17 protein-coding genes are annotated in these 21,344 nt (G+C 74.3%); 8 read left to right on the top strand and 9 right to left on the bottom strand.

Annotated features, from left to right (window positions below; all coding sequences use genetic code 11):
• Positions 1-3: 3 nt before the first annotated feature.
• Positions 4-1,137: a CAP domain-containing protein gene (locus WME96_RS39680; RefSeq protein WP_437286756.1), complete on the bottom strand. Its 1,134-nt coding sequence runs from the start codon at positions 1,135-1,137 to the stop codon at positions 4-6.
• 172 nt (positions 1,138-1,309) lie between these two features.
• Between WME96_RS39680 and WME96_RS39675 the strand changes: the two genes are divergently transcribed.
• The 6 genes from WME96_RS39675 to WME96_RS39650 all read left to right on the top strand — a co-directional run bounded on the left by WME96_RS39675 (position 1,310) and on the right by WME96_RS39650 (position 8,128).
• The gene (locus WME96_RS39675; protein WP_437286755.1) at positions 1,310-2,782 is read left to right on the top strand and encodes an MlaD family protein; all 1,473 of its coding nucleotides are present in this window, start codon (positions 1,310-1,312) and stop codon (positions 2,780-2,782) included.
• A 66-nt stretch (positions 2,783-2,848) separates the two neighbouring features.
• Entirely contained in the window at positions 2,849-4,519 is a 1,671-nt protein-coding gene (locus tag WME96_RS39670) for a multiheme c-type cytochrome (protein ID WP_437286754.1), read from the top strand.
• An 82-nt stretch (positions 4,520-4,601) separates the two neighbouring features.
• On the top strand, positions 4,602-5,513 hold the full coding sequence (locus WME96_RS39665; RefSeq protein WP_437286753.1) for an alpha/beta fold hydrolase: 912 nt from the start codon (positions 4,602-4,604) through the stop codon (positions 5,511-5,513).
• A gap of 132 nt (positions 5,514-5,645) precedes the next feature.
• Entirely contained in the window at positions 5,646-6,236 is a 591-nt protein-coding gene (locus WME96_RS39660) for an RNA polymerase sigma factor (RefSeq protein ID WP_433930251.1), read from the top strand.
• Between the two features lie 3 nt (positions 6,237-6,239).
• The gene (locus WME96_RS39655) at positions 6,240-6,770 is read left to right on the top strand and encodes a hypothetical protein (protein WP_437286752.1); all 531 of its coding nucleotides are present in this window, start codon (positions 6,240-6,242) and stop codon (positions 6,768-6,770) included.
• Positions 6,770-8,128, top strand: a complete 1,359-nt coding sequence (locus tag WME96_RS39650; RefSeq protein ID WP_437286751.1) for a polymer-forming cytoskeletal protein — start codon at positions 6,770-6,772, stop codon at positions 8,126-8,128. Before WME96_RS39655 ends, WME96_RS39650 begins: the two co-directional genes overlap by 1 nt.
• Before the next feature lie 130 nt (positions 8,129-8,258).
• On the opposite strand, the gene WME96_RS39645 is transcribed toward WME96_RS39650, so the two are convergent.
• The 3 genes from WME96_RS39645 to WME96_RS39635 form a co-directional block, all read right to left on the bottom strand.
• The gene (locus WME96_RS39645) at positions 8,259-10,178 is read right to left on the bottom strand and encodes a hypothetical protein (protein WP_437286750.1); all 1,920 of its coding nucleotides are present in this window, start codon (positions 10,176-10,178) and stop codon (positions 8,259-8,261) included.
• Between the two features lie 96 nt (positions 10,179-10,274).
• Positions 10,275-10,892 (bottom strand): hypothetical protein, encoded by a 618-nt coding sequence (locus WME96_RS39640; protein WP_061618461.1) that lies wholly within the window; start codon positions 10,890-10,892, stop codon positions 10,275-10,277.
• 71 nt (positions 10,893-10,963) lie between these two features.
• Positions 10,964-12,571, bottom strand: a complete 1,608-nt coding sequence (locus WME96_RS39635) for an AMP-binding protein (protein ID WP_437286749.1) — start codon at positions 12,569-12,571, stop codon at positions 10,964-10,966.
• Positions 12,572-12,633: 62 nt separating this feature from the next.
• On the opposite strand from WME96_RS39635, the gene WME96_RS39630 reads away from it, so the two are divergent.
• Positions 12,634-13,407: an ExbD/TolR family protein gene (locus WME96_RS39630; protein ID WP_437286748.1), complete on the top strand. Its 774-nt coding sequence runs from the start codon at positions 12,634-12,636 to the stop codon at positions 13,405-13,407.
• A 315-nt stretch (positions 13,408-13,722) separates the two neighbouring features.
• On the top strand, positions 13,723-15,093 hold the full coding sequence (locus tag WME96_RS39625) for a hypothetical protein (protein ID WP_437286747.1): 1,371 nt from the start codon (positions 13,723-13,725) through the stop codon (positions 15,091-15,093).
• A 3-nt stretch (positions 15,094-15,096) separates the two neighbouring features.
• On the opposite strand, the gene WME96_RS39620 is transcribed toward WME96_RS39625, so the two are convergent.
• The 5 genes from WME96_RS39620 to WME96_RS39600 form a co-directional block, all read right to left on the bottom strand.
• On the bottom strand, positions 15,097-15,633 hold the full coding sequence (locus WME96_RS39620) for a DUF2085 domain-containing protein (protein ID WP_437286746.1): 537 nt from the start codon (positions 15,631-15,633) through the stop codon (positions 15,097-15,099).
• Between the two features lies 1 nt (position 15,634).
• Entirely contained in the window at positions 15,635-16,741 is a 1,107-nt protein-coding gene (locus WME96_RS39615; protein ID WP_437286745.1) for a uracil-DNA glycosylase family protein, read from the bottom strand.
• Between the two features lie 10 nt (positions 16,742-16,751).
• Positions 16,752-17,711, bottom strand: coding sequence for a thioredoxin-disulfide reductase (gene trxB / locus WME96_RS39610; RefSeq protein ID WP_061613640.1), 960 nt, complete (start codon positions 17,709-17,711; stop codon positions 16,752-16,754).
• Positions 17,712-17,971: 260 nt separating this feature from the next.
• The gene (locus tag WME96_RS39605) at positions 17,972-19,534 is read right to left on the bottom strand and encodes an OmpP1/FadL family transporter (RefSeq protein WP_437286744.1); all 1,563 of its coding nucleotides are present in this window, start codon (positions 19,532-19,534) and stop codon (positions 17,972-17,974) included.
• A gap of 34 nt (positions 19,535-19,568) precedes the next feature.
• Positions 19,569-21,344, bottom strand: coding sequence for an MXAN_5187 family protein (locus tag WME96_RS39600; protein ID WP_437286743.1), 1,776 nt, complete (start codon positions 21,342-21,344; stop codon positions 19,569-19,571).

Below are 21,344 nucleotides of genomic sequence, written 5' to 3'. Positions count from 1 at the left end.
CGGTCACCCCGCGAGGAGCTGCGTCACCCAGACCCGCCCGCTCGCGTCGCGCACCACCGCGACGCCGGTCCTCCCGTAGCGCCGGTCGAGCAGGTTGCCCCGGTGCGACGGGCTCGCCCAGATCGCGCGGTGCGCGCCCTCGGTCGTGCTCGAGCTGGCCACGTTCTCTCCCGCGATCGTCGCCTCGTACCCGGCCGCCTTGAGGCGCACCGCCGGGTCGCCCGAGCCCACGTCGTGGCCCACCATCTTCGCCTTGATCATCGCCTCCGAGTGCGCCCGCGCCAGCGCGGCGAGCGCCGGGTCGCGCGCGAGCGCCGGCAGGCCCTCCGAGGCCCGCGCCGCGTTCATCATCCGCAGCAGCGCGTCCTCGTCGTCCTTCGCCCCCTTGGCGGCCTCCTCGCCGGGCGCCGTCGCGCGGACGTACCGGCCCGGCGGCGCGCTCCCGGCGAAGATCATCGCCTCCAGCACGGGCCGCGGCCCGGTCGATACCGTGGCCAGCACCTGCACGAGCCAGCTCCCGGGCTGGTCGACCGCGAAGCTCGAGCGGAGCCGCGCGCCCGACAGCGAGCTCAGCACCGTCCTCGGCGCGCCCCGCGGCCCCAGCAGCACCACCTTCACCGCGGTCGCGGGGACCCGCATCGTCCCCTCGAGCGTCACCCACTGCCCCACCCGCGCCGTGGTCGGCAGCGGCGACAGGTCCGCGAGCGCGTCCACCCCGACCGCGGCCACGATCACCGTCCCGTCCGGCTTCTTCGCCTGAGCCACCCCACATCGCCTCACCCCGAGGGTGATCCATCCCGACAGCCACCCGTCGAGCCGCGTCCCGAGCTCCGCCGGCTCGAGCCCCCGGCCAGAGATCGACCAGCCCCTGGGCCACGCGTGCGGCTCGCCGGCGGCGCGCAGGGTGAAGGCGAGCTCGTCGGGAGGCATGAAGTCCCCGCCCTGGAGCTGCCGCTCGACGTTGCGCCGCGCGACGGCGGCGAGCGCCGCGTCCGCGCTCCCGCAGCGCGCGGCGAGCGCGGCGATGTCCGGCGCGCCCGCCGCGCCCGGCTGCGGCGAGCGCGTCGTCGCCGCCCACGTGAGCGCCGGCGGCTCCGCTGCCGCGGCCCCGGCGAAGGTGAGCGCCGCGCCCAACACCAGAGTGGCCCACCACGCCCGCATGCGCCTCGGCTAGCAGGTTTCCCGGGCCGGCGCCCGTCATCGGCCCGCTCCCGGTGGCGCGGTGTGCGCCTCCCCGCATCCTCTCCGCGCCGACGAGAAAGCCGCGCGGTCCCGCGGTCGGCTCGTGCTACCGTGGCCGTCGCGCAGGATGGCTGAGGTCTCCAAGGCCGCGAAGGTCGGCGTCATGACGATCGTGCTCGCAGGCGCGGCCTACGGCGGCTACCGCTTCGTCTCGCGCGACGTGGGCGGCGGGAGCGGCTACCGGGTCTGGGCGACGCTGCCGGACGCGATCGGCGTCTCCCCGCAGTCGCGGGTGATGATCTCGGGCATCCAGGTCGGCGTCGTCGACAAGATCTCGCTCTACAACGGCCAGGCGCGCATCGACATCAAGATGAGCCCCGACGTCCCGCTCTACGAGGACGCGGCCATCGGCAAGCGCGCCACGAGCCTCATCGGCGAGTCGTTCGTCGTGCTCGCGCCCGGCACCGAGGGCAAGCCGCGCATCCCCGACGAGGGGAGGATTCAATATTACATCGACGAGCCGACGATCCAGTCGATGCAGGGCCAGGTCGCCGAGATCCTGAAGGACGTCAAGACCGTCACCGAGACCCTGAAGAACACCGTCGGCTCCGAGAGCGGCCAGGAGCGGCTCGCGCAGATCCTCGACAACCTCGCGGACGTCACCGAGCAGATGAACGCGACCGTGCGCGAGAACCGCGCGGGCGTCACGCAGACGATCAACAACATCAACCAGATCACGGGCGAGTCGGGCCCGCGCCTGCGGGAGATCCTGCGCAACGTCGAGCAGGTGAGCCGCGACATCCGCATGATGACCGCCGCGGCCGAGGTGCCCGGCCGGGACGGGCAGCCCGGGGAGCTGCGCAGCGCCGCGGAGCGCGTGGGCCGCGCGACCGAGAGCCTCGAGTCGGCGCTGAAGCACGTCGACAGCGTCGCCGCGCGCATCGACCGCGGGGAGGGGACGCTCGGCCGCATCACCAAGGACGAGACGCTGATCAACGAGGTCGAGACGGTCGTCGAGGACGTCGGCGAGCTCGTCGGGGGGATCAGCCGGTTTCAGACCGTCGTCGGGCTGCGGACCGACTACAACTTCCTCGCGAACACCATCAAGAGCTACGTCGAGCTCAGGCTCCAGCCGACGGAGGACAAGTACTACGTCGTCGAGCTGGTGAACGACCCGCGCGGCAAGACGGACTTCCAGCAGATCGACGTCGACACGACCAACCCGAACGACCCGGCGCACTACCGGGAAGTCCGCACGATCACGACGAACGCCTTCCGCTTCTCGTTCCAGTTCGCGAAGCGGATGGGCCCGTTCACGGGCCGCTTCGGCATCAAGGAGTCGACGGGCGGCCTCGGGCTCGATCTTCACCTGCTCGACGACAGGTTCGAGCTCCGGCAGGACCTCTTCGGCTTCGGTGAGGAGCTCTCGCCGCGCTGGCGCGTCGCGCTCGCGTACGAGTTCATCCGCAAGCTGTGGCTGCTCGGCGGCATGGACGACATCCTGAACACCGATCGCCGGGATTACTTCATCGGGCTGCAGCTCCGGTTCAACGACGCCGACCTGAAGACGGTCCTGCCCTTCGCTCCGTCGAGCTTCTGACCGAGCTCCTGGCCCTTCGGCGCGGCCCCCGGCGGTTCACCCGGGCGCGTGTGCTATAGCGCGGGCATGAAGCGCTCGCTTCTTGGCGGGGTGCGTCGGGGATACGCGCTCTTGATTCCTTTTCTCGCGGTCGCCGCGGCGGCGGGCGTCGCGGCCTGCCAGGGGTGCAAGGTCCCGTCGACGGGCGCGGTGAGCGCGGACGCGGACACGGAGCCGGCCGCGACCACGCCGACGGTGCGGCTCTACGTGCTCAGCACCGTCGCCGGCGCGCTGGAGCCGTGCGGGTGCACGAAGGACCAGCTCGGGGGCATCGATCACCTCGCCGCCCTCATCGAGAGCCAGCGCGACGAGGCGCCGAACCGGCTCGTTGTCGGCGCGGGGCCGCTGCTCTTCACCGACCCCGAGGTGAAGCCGGAGCGCTCGTCGCAGGACGCCTGGAAGGCCGAGGCGATGGCGCTGGCGGCGAAGGAGATCGGGCTGGCCGCGTGGGCGCCCGGCGAGAACGACTGGGCGCTCGGCGCGGACTCGCTCGCGAAGTACCAGGAGCAGGCCGGGGCGGCGGTGCTCGGCAAGAACCTCGGGGGCGCGAAGGGCGTCGAGGGCGTCGCCGTGCGCGACGTCGCCGGCGTGAAGGTGGGCCTCGTCGGCGTGAGCGACCCGAAGGGCCGCGCCGGCGCCTACCCCGCGGGCCTCCAGGCCGGCCCGGCGATCGAGGCGATGAAGGCGGGCATCGAGGAGGCGAAGAAGCAGGGCGCGCGGGTGTTCGTCGGGCTCGCGGCCTTGCCGAGGGGCGAGGCGCTGCGGCTCGCGGACAGCGTGCCGGAGCTGCACGTGCTCGTGCTGGGCAAGCCCAGCGAGCGCGGCGACGGCAACGACGGCCAGAAGCCGCCGGTGATGATCGGGTCGACGCTGGTCGTGGAGACGCCGAACCACCTGCAGTCCGTGGCGGTCGTGGATCTCTTCGTCCGCGGCGGCGGCGACGGACCGCTCGTGTTCGCCGACGCGGGCGGCGTCGCGAAGGCCGAGGAGCTCATGAGCCTGTCGACGCGGATCCGGGAGCTCGAGATCCGCCTCAACGGCTGGGAGGGCGACAAGCGCGTCTCGGCGAAGGACGTCGCCGACCGGAAGGCCGATCTGGAGAAGCTCCGGGCCGAGAAGGCGAAGCTCGAGGCGGCGGAGACGAAGGTGACCGGCAGCTTCTTCCGCTACAACCTCGTGGAGGTGCGCGAGAAGCTCGGCGCCGACAAGGACGTCGCCGGGCAGCTCCTCGCCTATTACAAGCGGGTCAACGCCCACAACAAGGAGGCCTTCGCGGATCGCGTCCCCGAGCCTGCGCCGAAGGGCGTGGCCAGCTACATCGGCATCGACGCCTGCACGAACTGCCACGACGAGGAGCGCAAGGTCTTCGACGGCACCGCGCACGCGCGGGCGTACGCGACGCTGCAGCAGGACTTCAAGGAGTTCAACCTCGACTGCGTGAGCTGTCACGTGACCGGCTATGGCAAGCCGGGCGGCTCCACGGTGACGCACAACGCCGCCCTGCAGAACGTGCAGTGCGAGGAGTGCCACGGCCCGGGCTCGCTGCACGCGAAGGATCCCGAGAAGAAGGGGCTCATCGTGCTCTCGCCGCCGCCCGAGAGCTGCGTCACGCAGTGCCACCACCCGCCGCACGTCGAGGGGTTCGAGCCCATGGCCAAGATGCAGCTCATCCTCGGGCCCGGGCACGGCCGAGACTGACGGCGGGGGCGCCGCGCGGCGGTGTCCCCGCGGGCTGCTGCGGCATTCCCGCGGCGCGTCGATCGCGCTACGGAGGGCCCCTGTGACGAACGTGCACGCCGTCGTCTCCCGCCTGGGCCCGGCCGAGCGCGCGATCCTCGAGGAGCTCGCCGCGGGCGAGGCGCCGTTCGCCGTGCACCGCCGCGCCGCGCTGAGCGCGACGCTGCGCACGCTGGAGGGCGGCAGCGGCCCGCCGGTGGTCCTCCTGCACGGCCGCGGGAACGCCGCGACGACGTGGTTCCCGCTGCTCCCCGGGCTCGCGCGGCGCCACCGCGTCATCGCGCTGGATCTGCCGGGCTTCGGTCACGCGTCGTCGCCCCCCTTCGCGGGCGGGGGGTTCGAGGACGGGCTGCGCTTCTTCGCCGATCCGGTGGAGGAGCTCCTCCTCGAGATGGACCTCGGCGACGCCGCGCTCGTCGGCCACTCCCTCGGCGGGCTTGTCGCGGTGGAGATCGCGCTTCGCAGGCGCGCGCGCCCGCGGAAGCTCGCGCTCATCGGCGCGATGGGGGTCGGGCCCGTCATGACCGCCCGGAGCCGCGCCTACTTCCGCGCCCCGCCGGAGCGCCTGGTCCGGGTGCTCGGCGCCGCGCTCTTCCGCCGCATCCACCCGCCGCCGCCCACCCCGCTCGGCGAGCTCCTCGGCGCCCTGCACCGGGAGCTCTACGCCGTGCCCGACGGCCGGGTCGCGCCCGTCGCCGCGTTCAACGCGCTGTTCCCCGCCTTCGGCCCGGTCCCGCACCGCCTGGCGCGGCTCGGCGAGATCGACGCCGAGACGCTGGTGCTCTGGGGTGAGCGCGACGACGTGTTCCCGGCGCCGATCGGGATCGCGGCGGCCGCCGCGATCCCGCGCGCCGCGCTGCGCGTCGTGCCGCTGGGGCACGCACCCCACCTGGAGAACCCGGCGCTCGTCCTCCCGGAGCTCACGGCGTTCCTCTCGCCGTCCGCGGATCGGTGAGGGCCGCTGCCGGTGCCCCCACCACGGCGCCCATCGAGTCACATTGGCCTACCTCGGCAGACATGGGTCGGATCCCGCCGCGCCGGCGCTTGAAATTTCGGGGAGGGATCGCGCGAACTGTCTGGGTTCACCATGATCCCAGCCACCACGCCGCGGTCTCCCCAGGCGCCCGACGGGCTGCCGGCGGCGTCGCTCGTGACGGCGTCGCTCGACGAGACCGCCGCCCTGCGGTCGGTGGTTCGCGCGGCGATCGCCTGCGTGCTCGGTGAGCGGGCCGATCACCCCGACGTCGAGGACTGCACCCATGAGGCGCTCGCCCGGGCCCTCGAGGGGCGCAGCCGCCTCCGCGACGGCGAGCCGCTGCGCCCCTGGGTGCTCGGGATCGCCCGTCACGTGGCGCTGGACGTGCTGCGGCGGCGCCGTCGCACGCGGCGCGCCGAGGCGCCGCCGGCGGAGGACCCCGAGGAGCGGGGCGAGCTCCTCGAGTCGGTGGAGGACCCGGCGCCCGGGCCGGAGGAGCGCGCCGCCCAGACCGAGCGCGCCCGCCGGATCGATCTCGCCCTGCAGAAGCTGCCGGAGCCGCAGCGCCGCGCGCTCCTGGCGTTCCATGTCGAAGGGCTCAACTACCAGCAGATATCGCGCCGGCTCGACATCCCGCTCGGGACGGTGGCCACGTGGATCGCGCGGGGCAGGCGCTGCCTGGCCGAGGCGCTCGGAGAGTGATCGATGCACGACGACGACAAGCTCTCGCCGGATCTCGTATGGCAACCAGACGGCCACCTCACCGACATCGCGCTCACGGCGCTGGGTGACGGGGAGGAGGCCATCCTGCCAGAGGGCGCGGCCGCGCATGTCGCTCGTTGCCAGATCTGCTCCTCGGCGCTCGGCCGGGCGGCGCTCCTCTCGCTCCGCGCGGGGGAGATGCTGCGCGCGCACGCGGCCCCGAGCGGCGCGAGCGAGCCGGCGGCGCCGCGCGCCCCGCTGCCGATCCCCGCGATCACCTTTGCCCTGGCGCTCTCGGCGCTCGGCGCGGCGCCGTCGCTCGTCGCCGGCGCGGGGGGCCTGCGGGAGCGCCTGGCGGCGCTCTGGCATGCCTGCGCGGTCGTGGTGCGGACCGGCTGCGCGGTCGCGGGGAGCGGGGCGCTGTCCGGCTGGCTCACGGCGCTGCCGTGGCTCTCGGCGGCGCTCCTCGTCGTCGTGGGGGTCGGTGTCGCCTGGACCAGGGGTAAGCAGCTCACGCTGAACGGAGGGATGTGATGCGGATCCTCTCGACTCGTCTCTTCTGCGCCTCGCGGCTCGGCGCCGCTGCGCTGGGCGCCGCGATCGGGATCTCGGCCAGCGGCGCGGCCATGGCGGAGATCACCCGCAAGGGATCCTGGCCAGAGGTCGAGCCGAAGGTGAGCCTCGAGGTGAGCGGAGAGCCGCGCAACGAGGCGCTCAAGCGGGTCGCCCGGGAGGCCGGGTGGAGCCTCGTGCTCAACGTCCCGCCCGGCGATGTCGTCGAGCTCCACGTCCAGGACCAGCCGGCGGACAAGGTGCTGGAGCTCCTGCTCGCCGACGGCAGCTACGTGGCGACCCGCGATGGCGACCTCATCGCGATCGCCCCGGCGGCGACGGCGCCGCAGTCAGCCCCCGGGCCGCGGCCCGCGCCCGAGCCCCCGGCGTCGCCGGCGGTCCCGGCGCCGCCCGCGCCCCCGGCGTCGCCCGACGAGGCGGAGGACGAGGACGACGAGGAGGAAGAGGAGGCGCGGCCCGCGTCGCGCGGCCGGGATCGGTTCGTGACCGGCGGCAGCCTCCGGATCGAGCGGGGCGAGGTCGTCCACGACGTGTCGGTGATCGGCGGCTCGCTCGACGTGTGGGGCACCGTCACCGGGGACATCGACGTGATGGGCGGCTCCACGCATGTCCACGAGGGCGCGCGCGTGCGCGGCGACGTGTCGACGGTGGGCGGCCCCCTCACGGTGGCCGACGGCGCGCGCATCGACGGCGACGTCGACGTGGTGGGCGGACCGTTCCGCCGGGGCGAGCGCGCGCGCATCAAGGGCGACGTGAACAACGAGGTCAGCCCGGTGGGCGACAGCGGGCCCGGCGCGAAGGGCGCGTCCACGCTCGCGCGCAGGGCCGGCAACGCGGTGACGCGCACGGCGCTCCTGTTCGCCTTCGGCGCGGTGATGCTGGCGCTCTGGCCGCGGCGCATGGAGACGCTCAAGGTCGAGATCGCCGCCCGGCCCATGCGGTCGTTCGCGCTCGGCGTGGTGGGCGTCCTCGGCGCCGCGGCGCTGGCCGTCGCCCTCTGCGTGACGTTGATCGGCATCCCGTTCGCGGTGATCGGCCTGCTGCTCGCCGTGATCGCCGTGGTCGCAGGCGGCTGCGCGGTGCTGGAGACGGCCGGGGCGGGGGTCTTCGGTCACCGGAGCAGGAACCCCTACGTCCACCTCGCGATCGGCTGCCTCGGCTTGCTCCTCGTCAGCGGGATCCCCTACGTCGGCGGCGCGATCTGCGCGGCCGTCGGGCTGATCGGCGCCGGTGCGCTCGTCGCTACCCGGCTCGCGGGCCTCATCCGCCCGAGGCCGCGCGGCGACGCGGCGACGGGCCCGTACCGCACGTCGCCCTGACGAGCCTGCGCGGCGCGGCGCCCTCGGCGGCCCGCGCGGCGAGGCGCGCTGCTTCGACGGCGCTCGATGCCGCCCTGCTCGACAGCGCCGCCCCGCGATCGACGGCGCCTCGATCGACCGCTCAGTCCGCTCAGTGCACGCCGCCGACGAGCCACGCCTGCGCCGGGACGAGCACCTCTTCCGGTGAGCCTCCTCCCTGCGACGCGGGGCCGGTCGTGTTGCCGTCGCCGGTCATGCGGAACCCGTGGTCGCCGAACACGAGCAGCAGGGTCCGCGGCGGCAGGCTGTCCATGAACCGCGCGACAACGTCGGCGACCTCCTCCGCGATGGCCTCGATCCGCTCGGCGAACGGCGGCCCCGCGGCGCGCAGCCGCGCCTCGACCAGATCGAGCTTCATCAGCTCGCGCGACCCGACCCGCTCGCGCCGCAGCGTCGCCACGGCGCGCCCGCGGGCGATCGCGGGCTCCGCCTCGCTCGGCGGCATCGTCTCGCGGAGCCCGTCCGGGCCGCGGGCGAGCAGCGAGATCTGCGCCGACGTGGTGGGCGGCAGCGCCGCCCACAGGATCGAGCGCTCCACGAGGATGGCCCGATCCATCATGATCTCCTTGAGGTGCGCGGCGACCCGCTCGCCGAGATCGAAGCGCATCGCGTCCACGAGCAGGAGCTTCACGCCGCGGGCCCCGTTGAGCCGGGCGAGGCGCGCGGCCATGTCCGGCGCGTCGAACACCATGGGCGGCCGCTTGCCGGTCACGCGCAGCGCCGAGAACGCCTCCCGGTAGCTGTGCTCGAAGCTGGTCCTCCAGCCATCGACCACGCCGCGCACGGCCGCGTCCGTCTCGCCCGCGAGCGTCGCGCCGAGCAGCGGCGTGTAATGGGTCGCGAAGAGCTGCTCGATGACCCGGACCGGCTTCGGCCCGCGGGCGTTGTCGAGCTCGACGGCGAGGGCGCGCCACTCGGCCGCGCTGAGGATCCGGTTGCGCGGCGCCTTGCGCTCCCTGCGCGTCGACGGGAGCCCGTCGGTGTCCGCGTGGGCGGCCTCTGCGGGCGCGGCCTCGTGCGCGGCGCGCGGCGGCCGGAGCGTCGCTCCCGCGCTGCGCTCCTCGAGGGGCGCGCCGGGGTCCGCGCTGGCTGCGGTCATCGCGGACGCGTCGTTGGCGGCGGGCGGCGCGCCCGCTCCCGGCGCCGGCGCCGCGCCGGGGCCTCTCCCCATGGCAGAGATGCCCACCGGCGCGTCCGGTCGGCGGATCTTCGAGGAGCGGGGGGGCAGCACGCCGCGCGGCCTCCCGTCGGTCCGCGCCTCGGCCGCGGCGGGCGCCGCGGGTGCCTCGGTCGCGGTCGCCTCGGCCGGGGGCGCCTCTTCCGGCGCCGCGGCGCTGGGCTGCGTCGGCCTGACGTGCCGCTCCGGCTCGCGCGCGGCGGCGGGCTCGAGCGCCGCGCCCAGCTCGCGGGCCGCGCCCGGCTCTCGTGCGGCGACGGGCTCCCGCACCGGGAGGCTGCGCACCTGCCCGCGCGGGGAGGCGGCGCTGTGTCCCTCGGGCGCGTGCCGTTCGACGAGGTCCGCGAGGGGCACCGGCGCGAGGACCCTCGCGGACCGGTCGGCCTCGTCGAAGACGAGGGCGACAGGCGCCTCGCGCGCCGCGCTGAGCCAGGCGAGCAGCGTCGCGCTGTCCTCCGGATGGAGCGCCCCCGGCGCCCCGGTCGCGAGCCTCGGCAAGGCGACGGCGAGCCCCGCGGCGCCGAGCGCCCTGGCGCGGAAGACCTGGTCGGCGATCACCGCCTCGAGCGCGGCGCCGGCCTCGACCCGCGGCGGCAGCGCACCGCGCAGGGCCAGCGCGAGCTCGACGGCCTCGTCGAGGGTCGCGCGGAGCTGCCCGTCCGGCGCCGCCGGGGCGCTCGCCCACAGGAAGCGGCGCCCCCGGAGCTCGCGCTCGGAGTCGGCGCCCTGCCCGCTCGGGGCGAACCGGGCCAGGCCGGACGGGGGCACAGGGGGCGACGGCGGTCGGCCCTCCTCGGGGGCGGAGTCGAGGCGGGAGACAGGATCGAGGCGCATCGCGCGGCAACCTCGCAGAACTCGCGAAAACGGGCGAATTTTCGGCGAGCGGGCGCGCTTCCGCCGGCCCGCGCTCGCCCGCGGCCGCCGAAAGGCTCAGCCGGACTCGCGCGCGGTCTCGGCCATCAGCGCCAGCAGCGCGCACGCGATGGCGAACCGGGCGTCGATGCGCCCCTGGTTCATCGACAGGTCGAGCGTGAACTCCTTCACGAAGAACCGGAACACCTGCGTGACCTTCGCGACTTCCTGCTGGTGGAGCTCGACGTGCCACTTGCCGATGAGGAGCGGGAACATGCGCCGGAGCATCGCGGCGCCGTCCTCCTGCATGAGGCCGACCGGCTGATCGGACGGGTCGAGGATGTCCCATGTGTCGCGGAGGATCGACTTGAGCCCTCGAGAGCGGATCGTCCCGACCCGCTCGCCGGTGCGCGCGTCGAGGACGTCGAGACACCGGTTGAGGGCGACGACCTGCCGTGACCGGATCGTGAGCAGCGGCTGCGACTCCGACTCATCCGCGAAGAGGGTGAACTCCTGACGGAGCTTGAGCAGCGGGTGCTTGACGAAGCACACGAGGGTGCCATCGGGCGCGAAGACATGGAATTTGCGGCCGAGGAGCGACCAGAAAGGCCGCTTGATGGTGTAGGTGGTATGCGCGAACGGTTGAACCGCGAGGCCGCCGTACGCGGCGGGGACCATGGGGGTGCCAGGCTGCATTGGCGCCGAGTAGGCCGGAGCGGCGCGCCTCGGTCAAGCGGCGTCTGCCGCGCGCGTGGGCGTCCCTCTGATCACCGCGCGAGCGGGCGTTCCTCGCCGCCGATGCTCGCCACGATGGCCTTCACGAGCTCTGGCTTCACGACCTTGCCCATCGCGTTGCGCGGCAGGCTCCCCACGACGACCGACTCGCGTGGGACCTTGTAAGGCGCGAGTCGCTCCTTGGCCCAGGCGCGGAGCGGCGCGGTCGCGCACTCCGCCTCTCGCCCCGGCGCGGGGACGACGACCGCCACGACACGCTCGCCCCACGCCTCGTCCGGGACGCCGATCACCGCGACCTCCGCGATGGCGCCGTGCTCCCGCAGCGCCTCCTCGATCTCGAGGGCAGACAGCTTGTAGCCGCCGCTCTTGAGGATATCGACCGAGGTCCGTCCGAGGAGCCGGAAGCACCCGTCGCCGGAGCGCTCCGCGACGTCGCCGGTCCGGAACCAGCCGTCCTGGAAGGCCGCGGCGGTGGCGTCCTCGCGCCCCAGGTATCCCTTGAACACGCTCGGCCCGCGGATCCAGAGCTCGCCCCGCGCGACCACGCCGCCGCCGTCGCGCTGCGCCGACGGCTCGCCCGGCGCCCACGCCGACGCGTTGCCCGCGTCGTCCGTGATGCGGGCCTCGACGGTCGGCAGCGGAGAGCCGACCCAGCCCGCCCGTCGCCCGCCCGGATCGAGCGGATTGCTCATGCCGACGCCGATCTCGGTCATCCCGAAGCGCTCGAGCGGGATCGTGCCGGTGAGGTCGCGCCAGCGCTCGGCCAGCGTCACGGGCAGCGCCGCGGACCCGCTCGTGGCGAGCCGCAGGGCCCGCGCCCCCGCGGCGAACTCCGGCGCTCCGCCGCGGTCGACGTGCTCGAAGAGCCGCTGGTACATGGTGGGCACGGCCATGACCGCGGTGGCCGAGCGGCGCGCGATCTCGGCGGCGACGCGCTGGGCGTCGAAGCGCGGCAGCATCCTCGTCGCGCTGCCCGCGAGCAGCGACGTCGTGAGCGCGATGGCGACGCCGTGGAGGTGGTGCAGCGGCAGCGCGTGCAGCAGCACGTCCTGCTCGGAGAAGCCCCAGGCCGCGCGCAGCAGCTCCGCCTGCACCGCGAGGTTGCGGTGCGTGAGCAGCGCCCCCTTCGGCTTGCCGGTCGTGCCGCTCGTGTACAGCAGCAGCGCCGGATCGTCCGCGGCGATGTCCGACACCGCCGACGCCGCCCCCGGCGCGGCGCGCTCGGCGTCCTCGACGCGGAGCACGGCGCGGCCCTCGGCGATCGGGGCGGCCACGGCGGCGAGCTCGTCCCCGATGAGGATCCGCCGCACGCCGGCGTCGCTCGCGAGCCATGCGAGCTCTGCCGGCGGATAGAGGGGTGACAGCGGCAGCGCGATCCCGCCGGCGAGGATGACGCCGAGGAAGGCCGACACCCACGCCGCGCCGGGCGGCACGAGGAGCAGGACCCGCTCCCCCTCGAGGGAGCTCGGGCTCGCGCCCTGGCCCGCGCCGCGCCGCGCGCCGCCGGCGAGCAGCGCGCCGCGGACGCGGAGGGCGCGCTCCATGAGCTCCGCGAAGGTGGTCCGCCCCCGCTCGTCCTCGACGGCGGTCCGGGCGGACGATCCGAGCTGCGCGAGCCGTTCGGCGAGCGGGGAGGCCATCGCGCCAACTCTCGCACAGCAGAGGTGCGCGCAGCCAGGCCGGTTGGTTACACTGCCGCGCCATGCGAGCTTCCTCTTTCCGATCCAGCGCCTTGCCCCGCCTCGCGCTCGTCGCCGGCTCGATCCTGGCGGCGGCGTGCGAGAGCGCGCCGAAGCCGCCCGAGCCCGGCGCCGCCGCCACGGCGGCCTCGATCGCGGAGGCGCCCGCCGAGCCGCCGAAGCCGAAGGGCATGCCGGAGCTGCTCGTCGACTCCATGGGCCCCTACCTCGGCCAGCGCGTGGATCTCGCGCAGAAGGACGGGGCGGAGAAGCTCGCGAAGGCCATCCGCGCGCTGCCGATCGAGGGCAAGCCGGTCACACTGCTGGCCGACAAGAGGGCGAAGCCGAGCGCGGTCGCGGCCGTCGTGACGGAGCTCGGCGCGGCCGGCGCGCCGAAGGTCATCATCAAGACCGACGGGCGCGACGACCTCCCGAAGGAGATCACGGTGGTCCCCGAGGGGCGCGTGTCGAAGCCCCCTGCGTGCGCGGTCAGCACGATGGTGCTGAAGGACCTCGCGACGGCGATCTGGCCGTTCGGCGGCGGCATGGGCAAGCGCCAGCGCAAGGGGCTCGCCGGCCCGGATCTGTCGCACACCGGCGAGCAGCTCACGAAGGACATCGCCGCGTGCAGCGCGACGGTGGCCTTCTTCTCGGCGGACGACGAGGTGCCCTGGGAGATGGCGCACAACCTCGCGGGCACGGTCATCGCTTCCGACGCGAAGAAGAAGCTCGACACCCTCGTCCTGCTCCGCGCTGCCCCGGTCGCGGGGCGGCCCGTCCAGCTCGGTGGAGGCTGACGTGCGCGGCGCCAGGGGGGCTCGATCCCTGGATCGCTGCCCCCTCAGGGGCGCGTCCGCTGGAGGGGCGTCCGGCGCTATTTCCGTGCGCATTCTGTCAATTTTCAGCAGTGCGAGACATCATGTCCTCCTGTCGAACGAGGGCATGGCCGGTCAGGGCGACACGGCACGATCCGGCACACGGGATGGCGCGGCGACACGCGGAAATGCGCGGTCAGACGCTCGCCGATGGGGCCGGCCTGGATCATGAATAGGGCGAGTCGCCGGTCCCCTGCGCCATCGGGGGCGTGACGATCACGGGAGGATGGTTCGGACATGTCGAAGCGACTTCTTGCATCGGCCCGCGCGAACAGGGGCCGCAGTCTCCGTCCCCGGGCCTCCCAGCCCCGGGTGTCGGGGGCGCCCGAGGCTCCGGCCTCCTCGACCCGGGACTCCGCGTACCCCGTCGCGGGCGGCCCGGACGTCGTCGCCGGGTCGGCGGCGGATCTCTCGGCTGCGCCCGCGCACGCCGTCGACACCGGGACGCGCGCTGCACCGCTGGACGCCGAGGTGTCCGCGGCGTCGCGCGGCGGTGACGCGCCGGCTGCGCCGCCGGTCGCGCGGGCGTTGGCTGCGCCGCCCGTCCCCGAGGCGCCCGCCGCCTTGCCGGTCGCGGAGGTGCCCGCAGCGCCGCAGGCGTCCAGGGCGCCGGCCGCGCTGTCAGCCGCTTCGAGCGGTGCGAGCGACGCGGCCCCGGTCAAGGCGCGGGACCCCGAGGCGTCGGTCGCGTCTCAACGAGCCGCCGCCGAGGATCGGCCGGCTGTCCCTGCGTCCGAGGCCGACGAGCCGGCGCCTGACTCGGACGCGCTCGACCTGATCGACCCTTCCTCGCCGACGGCGGCGTTCTTCCGGCGCGAAGAGGAGTCGTTCCCGCCGCTCACCGACGTGGTCACCGACCCGGACGATCACGCGGACGAGCGTCTCGTCGTGGTCCATCAGCTCTCGCCCGAGACCCTCGCCCGCCGGGCGCGCCTGCGCCGGATCGTCGCGGCGGTCGCGGGGCTCGCCGGGGTGATCTCCGTGGCGGTGGTCGCCAAATCGGTGCTCTCGAGCAAGCCGTCCTCGGCTGCTCCGGTCGCGATGGCGGCGCCTGCCTCCAAGCCAGCGCCGATGGAGGCGAGGCTCGCGGCCGTGGCGGCGAGTCCCGCGCCTGCGCGCGAGAAGGCGCCCTCGCCGGCCGAGCCGGTGCAGGCTGCCGCGAAGGCGGCGACCGCTGCCGATCCGGTGAAGGCGGACGCCGAGGCCGAGAAGGCTGCGGCGGAGAAGGCCGAGGTGGAGAGGGCTGCGGCGGAGAAGGCCGAAGCCGAGAAGGCCGCGGCGGAGAAGGCGGAAGCCGAGAAGGCCGCGGCGGCAGAGCAGGCCGAGGCCGAGAAGGCCGCGGCGGCCGCGGTCAACGTCGAGGACGCGGGCAAGCTGAAGAAGGAGGCGCTCAGCTTCCTCAACCGCGGCAGGTACAAGGACGCGATCGAGGCGTCGCGCGCGGCCATCGCGGCCGATCCGACCGACGCGCTGCCCTACCTCTACCTGGGCTCGGCGCTCCAGGACACCGGCAAGTGGAAGGACGGCATCGCGGCGTACAGCGACTGCGTTCGCAACGCCACGAAGGGCCCCATCCACGAGTGCCGCGCCATGGGCGGCCGCAAGTAACGCTCAGCCCGGGCGGCGCGCGAGCTGCGCGAGGAAGGCCGCGGCCACGGCGTAGCCGAAGGCCAGGCCCGTGGCGAGGCGGGTCGCGTGCCAGATCGGGCGCAGCCCGAGGTCCTGGGTCGCCACGTCGACCACCATCATCGCGCTGATGGCGACGAGGATCGGGCGCCACACCGTCATCGCCAGGCGGGGCCGCGCGATCGCGGCGCCCGCCGCGACGCCGGCGAAGATGCCAGCGCAGCGGCTGCAGAGCGGCATCAGCACGCCCTCGATCGCGAGGGACCGCTCGGGCATGCGGTGGCACATCGGCATGAAGAAGCGATCGAGCGCCGCGCCGAGCTCTCCGAGCGGCAGGCGGCTCCGCGCCAGGGGGATGCACCAGGGCAGGGCGCCGAGGAGCACCAGCGCGCCGCGCGCGGCCCGGAGCAGCGAGGGCGCCCCCGCGGGCTCCGGCGCCTTCGATCGGCCGCGCGCCTGCACCGGCGCGTCGGCGTGGCCGGGCGCGGCGACGTGACCGCGCCCGGAGGCGGGCGCGGTCACGTCAGCCTCGGTCGGGCGCGCTCTTGCCGAGGTGGCGCATTACCTCTTTCAGGTCGCTCCACACCTCCCGCTTCGCGCCCGGCTGGCGCAGCAGGTAGGCCGGGTGGAACGTGGGCATGATCGGGATGGATCCCTTGTAGAGCTTCCACGTCCCGCGGAGCTTGGTGATCCCCTCGTTCGTGCCGATCAGCCCCTGCACGGCGGTGGCGCCGAGCGCGACGATGACCTTCGGCTTGATCAGCGCGAGCTGAGAGGTGAGGTAGGGGCTGCAGGCCGCCATCTCGGCCGGCTCGGGCTTCCGGTTCTTCGGCGGCCGGCACTTCACGATGTTGCAGATGTAGACGTCGTTGCGGTGGTACCCCATCGCCGCGATCATCTTGTCGAGGAGCTGCCCTGCCGGGCCGACGAACGGCTCGCCTTGCAGGTCCTCTTCCGCGCCTGGCCCTTCGCCGACGAACACGACCTCGGAGAGCGGGTTACCGCGCGAGAACACCGTGTGCGTGCGGCCCTCGTGGAGCGGGCACTTCTGGCAGGTGCGGACCTCTTCCGCGAGGAGCGCGAGCCGCGTCACGCGCTCCTCGGGCGTGTCCGCCTGCGCTGCGCTCGCGCGCGCCGCCGTATCGGCGCGGGGCGCCGTGGCGGCGCTCACGGCAGGCCGCGGGGACGGCTCGGGGCCCCGCGGCGCCTGCAGCGGAGGCCGCGCTGCCGGAGCCTCGGCGATGCGCTGCTCCGGAGGGGGCGCGAAGGTGCCCGCGCCGGCGGGGCGCTGCTCCGGATGCGGCGCGAAGGTGGCGCGCTGCTCGACGTGCGGCGCGGCGGCGGGGCGCTGCTCCGGATGGGGGGCGGCGGCGGGGCGATGGTCCGCGTGCGGCGCGGCGGCGCTGCCTCCGCGTGACGCCGGCGGCGGCGGCGCATCCAGCCCCGGGAAGCCCCGATCCGCCCGCCGCGGGGCCGGCGGCGCGCCTTCGGCGGAGGATGCGCCCAGCGCTTCGTGGAGCGCCGAAGGAAGGCCCGGCAGCCCGTCGGCGCCGGTCGCTGCGTGCCACTCCAGGAACGCTCGGACCGAGGCGGTCAGATCGGCGAGCTCTTCGCGCAGCGCTTCGACCATCGTCCGTTCCTCAGTGGCCGCCCTGCTGCGCGAGCCAGCGCTCCGCGTCGAGCGCGGCCATGCAGCCCGTGCCGGCGGCCGTCACGGCCTGGCGATAGTTCCAGTCCTGCACGTCGCCCGCCGCGAAGACGCCGGGGATGTTCGTGCGCGTCGAGCCCGGCACCGTCTTCAGGTAGCCGTTCGGGTGGGTCTCGAGCTGCCCGACGAAGAGATCGGTCATCGGCGTGTGCCCGATCGCGACGAACATCGCGGCCGCGGGCACGAGGTGGCTGTCGCCCGTCTTCAGGTTCTTCACGCGGACGCCCGTCACCATGTCGGCCTTCACGTCGAGCACCTCCTCGACCACGTGGCTGTAGAGGATCTTGATCTTCGGGTTCTCGACCACGCGCTGGATCATCGCCTTCGACGCCCGGAACTCGTCGCGGCGGTGCACCAGCGTGACGCTGCTGCAGAGCCCGGAGAGGTACGAGGCCTCCTCCATGGCCGTGTCGCCGCCGCCGATGACCACGACGTCCTGGCCGCGGAAGAGCGCGCCGTCGCAGACCGCGCAGGCGCTGACGCCCTTGTTCTTGAGCTTCTCCTCGCTCTCCAGGCCGAGGTAGTTGGCGCGCGCGCCCGTCGCGATCACCACCGACTTCGCCAGGTAGAGCGTGTCCTCCACCCACACCTTGAACGGGTGGCTCGTGAGCTCCACCTTCGTCACGTCGGCCGTCACGATCTCCGTCCCCTGGTGGGCGGCCTGATCGCGAAAGCGCTGCATCAGCTCCTGGCCGGTGATCTTCTCGGGAAAGCCGGGGTAGTTCTCGACGTCGGTCGTGAACATGAGCTGGCCCCCCGGGATCAGGCCGCCCGCGCTGAAGCCCTCGATGAGGAGCGGCTTCAGGTTGGCGCGCGCCGCGTAGATGGCGGCGGTGAGCCCGGCAGGGCCGGAGCCGATGATGACCAGGTTGCGGACGTTCGATTCGCTCATGGTGGAGCCATCTTATAGGCGCGACCGCCTTCCGCGTCGACCGCCCCGGCGCTCCGCCGCGAGCGCCCCGCTGCGCGCGGCGCGCCTCCGCCGCGCGGCACCCCTCGCGCCGCATTGCGTTCCCGCCCGCCGCGCGGCATTCCCGCCCGCTGCGCGGCATTCCCGCCCGCTGCGCGGCGTTCCCGGCCTGCGGCGCCGCGTTCCCGCCGGCTCCGGCAGCCCTGCGCCTGCTGCCGGCCCCGCGTCGAGCGGCCGCTCGTTCAGAAGCGCATCGTTCCGCTCATACCGAACTCGTCCAGGCTGCTCTCGAAGCGGCCGCCGTTGACGCTCTGGACGCTGCGGTAGCCGCTCGGCGCAGAGCCGGAGACGGCCTTGAGGCGCCCCTTCCCGCCGTTGTCCAGCGGACCGAAGAACGTGTGCTGAAACGCGACCGAGACATCGACCGGGCCCACGCGCGCGGTCACGCCCACCCCGGCGCCGATCCGGTGGCCGAGGTGGAAGTCGAGGTTCAGGTCGGCATCGTCCTGCCCCTTGGTCTCGAAGAAGCCGCCCGCCCTCAGCGCCAGGAGGTTCTGGAGCACGACGAAATCGCCGCCGAGCCGGACTCCCAGGACATCGCGCCAGCGGTGCGGGACGTCGGCGTTGGGCGGCACCGTGCCGACGACCGTGCCGCGCACCGGAATTCCCTCGCGGAACCGGACCTCGATCGCGTCGACCGCGCTGTTGTGGGCCCACGTGAAGTCGAGCTCCACGTCGAAGAGGTCGTCGACCATCGGATCGCGCACGCGGGGCTCGGCCGCGGAGGCGCGCGCGGGCCGGGCGGCGCCGGCGCGCGGCCGGTGGTACCGGAGGCCGAGCTTCGCCTCCATCGGGATCTGCATCTCGAGATCGCCCGCGCCCTTCTCGTCGGTCACGTTGCAGCCCGGCGATTCCCCCCTGCAGGGGTCCTCGTTCTTGACCCCGGCCGCCGTCCAGTAGCGCGACTCGATGACGAGATCGGTCTTCGCGCGCACGGCGTCCTGCCACTTGAACCACGCGCCCAGGTCGAGGTGATCCGTCGCCGCCCAGCGCGCGCCGAGGACGAAGCCCGGAATGAACAGATCGTCCGCCCGCGCGCGGGTGCGCAGATCGTTGTGCGAATTGAAGTCGTCGCCCCCCTCGGCCGAGGTCGCCTCGCTGAAGTTGACGAAATCGATGCTCGCCGTGCCCCAGATGAACCCGGCGCCGACCGAGACCCCCTCCGCGGGCGTGAAGCCGACCGAGAGCGTCGGCATCAAGATCAGGGCGTCGAGCGACGTGAGCAGGTAACGCTGCGGCGACGGCTGCGTCATGTCGCCGAAGCTCGGGTGCGTGTACGGCAGCGACTCGGGCCACTTCCGCTCGCCGACGCCGTGCGGGCCGAGCACCGCGACGCCCACGGCGAGCGCGTCGCTCACGCGCAGGGTCCCGGCGACCTGCGGGTTCGGGAACAGGCCGCTCTCCGCGCACACCTCCGGGTCGGGGCCGCCCTCGCTGCCGGGCGCCGGGATCGCGGTCGTGTAGCTCGGTGGGACGGGACGGCCGTCGGGGCCGAGGCGCGTGAAGCACTGCGCCAGATGGATCAGGTGGACGCCGCCGTGCGCGCTGGTCCGCTGCGCGGCGAGCCCCGCCGGGTTGAAGTAGGCCGCGAGCGGATCGTCCGCCCGCGCGACCCACGCGCCGCCGCGACCGAGCTGGAGGACCCCGATGTCCGGCGAGTCGAGCCCCGACGACGCGCGCGCCGCGCCGGCGGCCACCATCGCGGCGAGCGCCGCGCCTGCGGCGCTCGCAGATCCTCGTCTCATGGGGTCTAGCTCCCCGCGCGGCCGCCCCGGCGGCTCACTTCACCGGCGACGCCTTGAGCGCCGCCTTGCCGTCCTTCACGTAGACCGTGAAGCGCACCCGCGAGCAGTTGTGGCGGGCGACCAGCGCGTCCTTGTTGCGCTGCAGCGTCCCCTTGAACTTCTCGAAGGTGAGGGCGTTCGTGGGTTCCCCGCACTGCTGCTTGACCGACAGGAACTCCTCGTAGACAGCGTTCCACTCGGTGAGCTCGTCCGGGTCCCCCGCGCCGTCCTGCCGCGCGGCCGGCGCGCTCGTCGCGTCGGGGATCGCGCTCGCCGCGTCGGGGAGCGCGTTCGCCGGGACGGGCGCGCCTGGCGCCCTCGGCGGCGGCGGCGGCGGCGGGCGCCGCGGCGGCGGGCGCCCGGGAGCGGCCGAGGGGCTGCCGGCGGAGAGCGCGATCGCCGCATCGGAGACCTCCTCGATCGCCTCGACCGGGTCCTCCGACTCGCGCGCCGGCGGCGGCCCGCTGAGCGGGTGCGAGCCGGGTCGCCGCGTCGGGCCGCGCGGGCTCACCATCGGCTTCGGGTACGACGGGCGCGACTCGGGGCGCGCGTCGCCGGGGCCGAGCGGCACCGAGAACGCGCTCATCGCGGGCTGCGCCGGGATCGGGCCGAGCACCTGCTCGAGGTCGGCGGCCTTCCGCGGCGCGCCGCCCTTCGCGGCCACCTTCTCGACACCGTCGTTGATGTCGGCCGCGATCTTCCGGTAGGCGCCACGGAACCGGCTCGGCGCCAGCACGTCGACGTCGCCCTTGGCGAAGCGCGCCGCCTCGTTGCGGAAGACCTGGAGCGGCCGCGTGTGCTCCAGGAACGAGAACACCAGCCCGATCGCGGCCAGGCCGAGGACGGCGGCGAGGATCAGCACCGTGGGCACCTTGCCCTTGTCCTCGTTGTTCGCCTTGTCGAGGAAGTTGAACGGCGACTCGACCGACGCCGCGAGGCGGCCGACCGCGTAGCCGGCGCCGAGCTCCCACGCCTCGCCGGGCAGCCGCGCGTAGACCACGCCGAGGTGCTGGCCGATGACGCGGACCTCCGAGCGCCCCTTCTCGACGTAGTCCTTGTTGTCGTCGAGCAGCTTCAGATCCTGCGTGATCTGATCGAGGTTCGCCTTGTCGAACCCCTCGGGCGCGCCGGAAGCGACGCGCGACCCCTCGGCGTAGAAGCCGACGGCGGCGCCGGTGCGCTTCGTCACCGCGCGGGCGAAGGTGTCGTCGATGATCTTGGCGCCGATCACCGCCCCGACCGGCTCGCCGTTGCCGTCCTGCTCGACGGGGCGCGCCACGACGCGCAGGATGCGGCCCTTCCAGACCCAGGCGTCGTCGCGGATCCAGCCGTGGAGGGCGTCGGCGACGACCGGGTAGCCGCCGAGCTCCCAGTCCTCGCGGTGCTCGAAGCCCACCGACGCGATCACCCGGCCGCTCGCGTCGACGGCCCACACGTGATCGAATTTGAGGTCGGCGGGGACCTCCTCGGTCGCGCTGCGCAGCGCGCCGCGGGCCTTCTCGCGGAGGTCGGGGCCGGGCTTGGCCTCGGTCGACGACTTGGCGAGCGCGCTCCGCAGGGCGGGGTTCAGCGCCACCCGGATGAGGGCGCTGGAGCGCTTCCGGGCGTCGTCGTTGAGGAACCACTCGACCGCGCTGGAGTCGGCGCTGAGCGCCTCGCTCATCGCGCGGTGGCCCGAGCGGTTGTAGAGCTGCGCGGCGACGAAGAGGATGAAGACCGCGGCGCCGAGCGCGAGCGCGAGCACCCCGTACCAGAAACGCGACAGCAGCAT

It is taken from the genome of Sorangium sp. So ce406 (genome assembly GCF_051474675.1).
GTDB lineage: Bacteria > Myxococcota_A > Polyangia > Polyangiales > Polyangiaceae > Sorangium > Sorangium cellulosum_G.
This window is presented reverse-complemented; position numbering and strand designations above follow the sequence as displayed.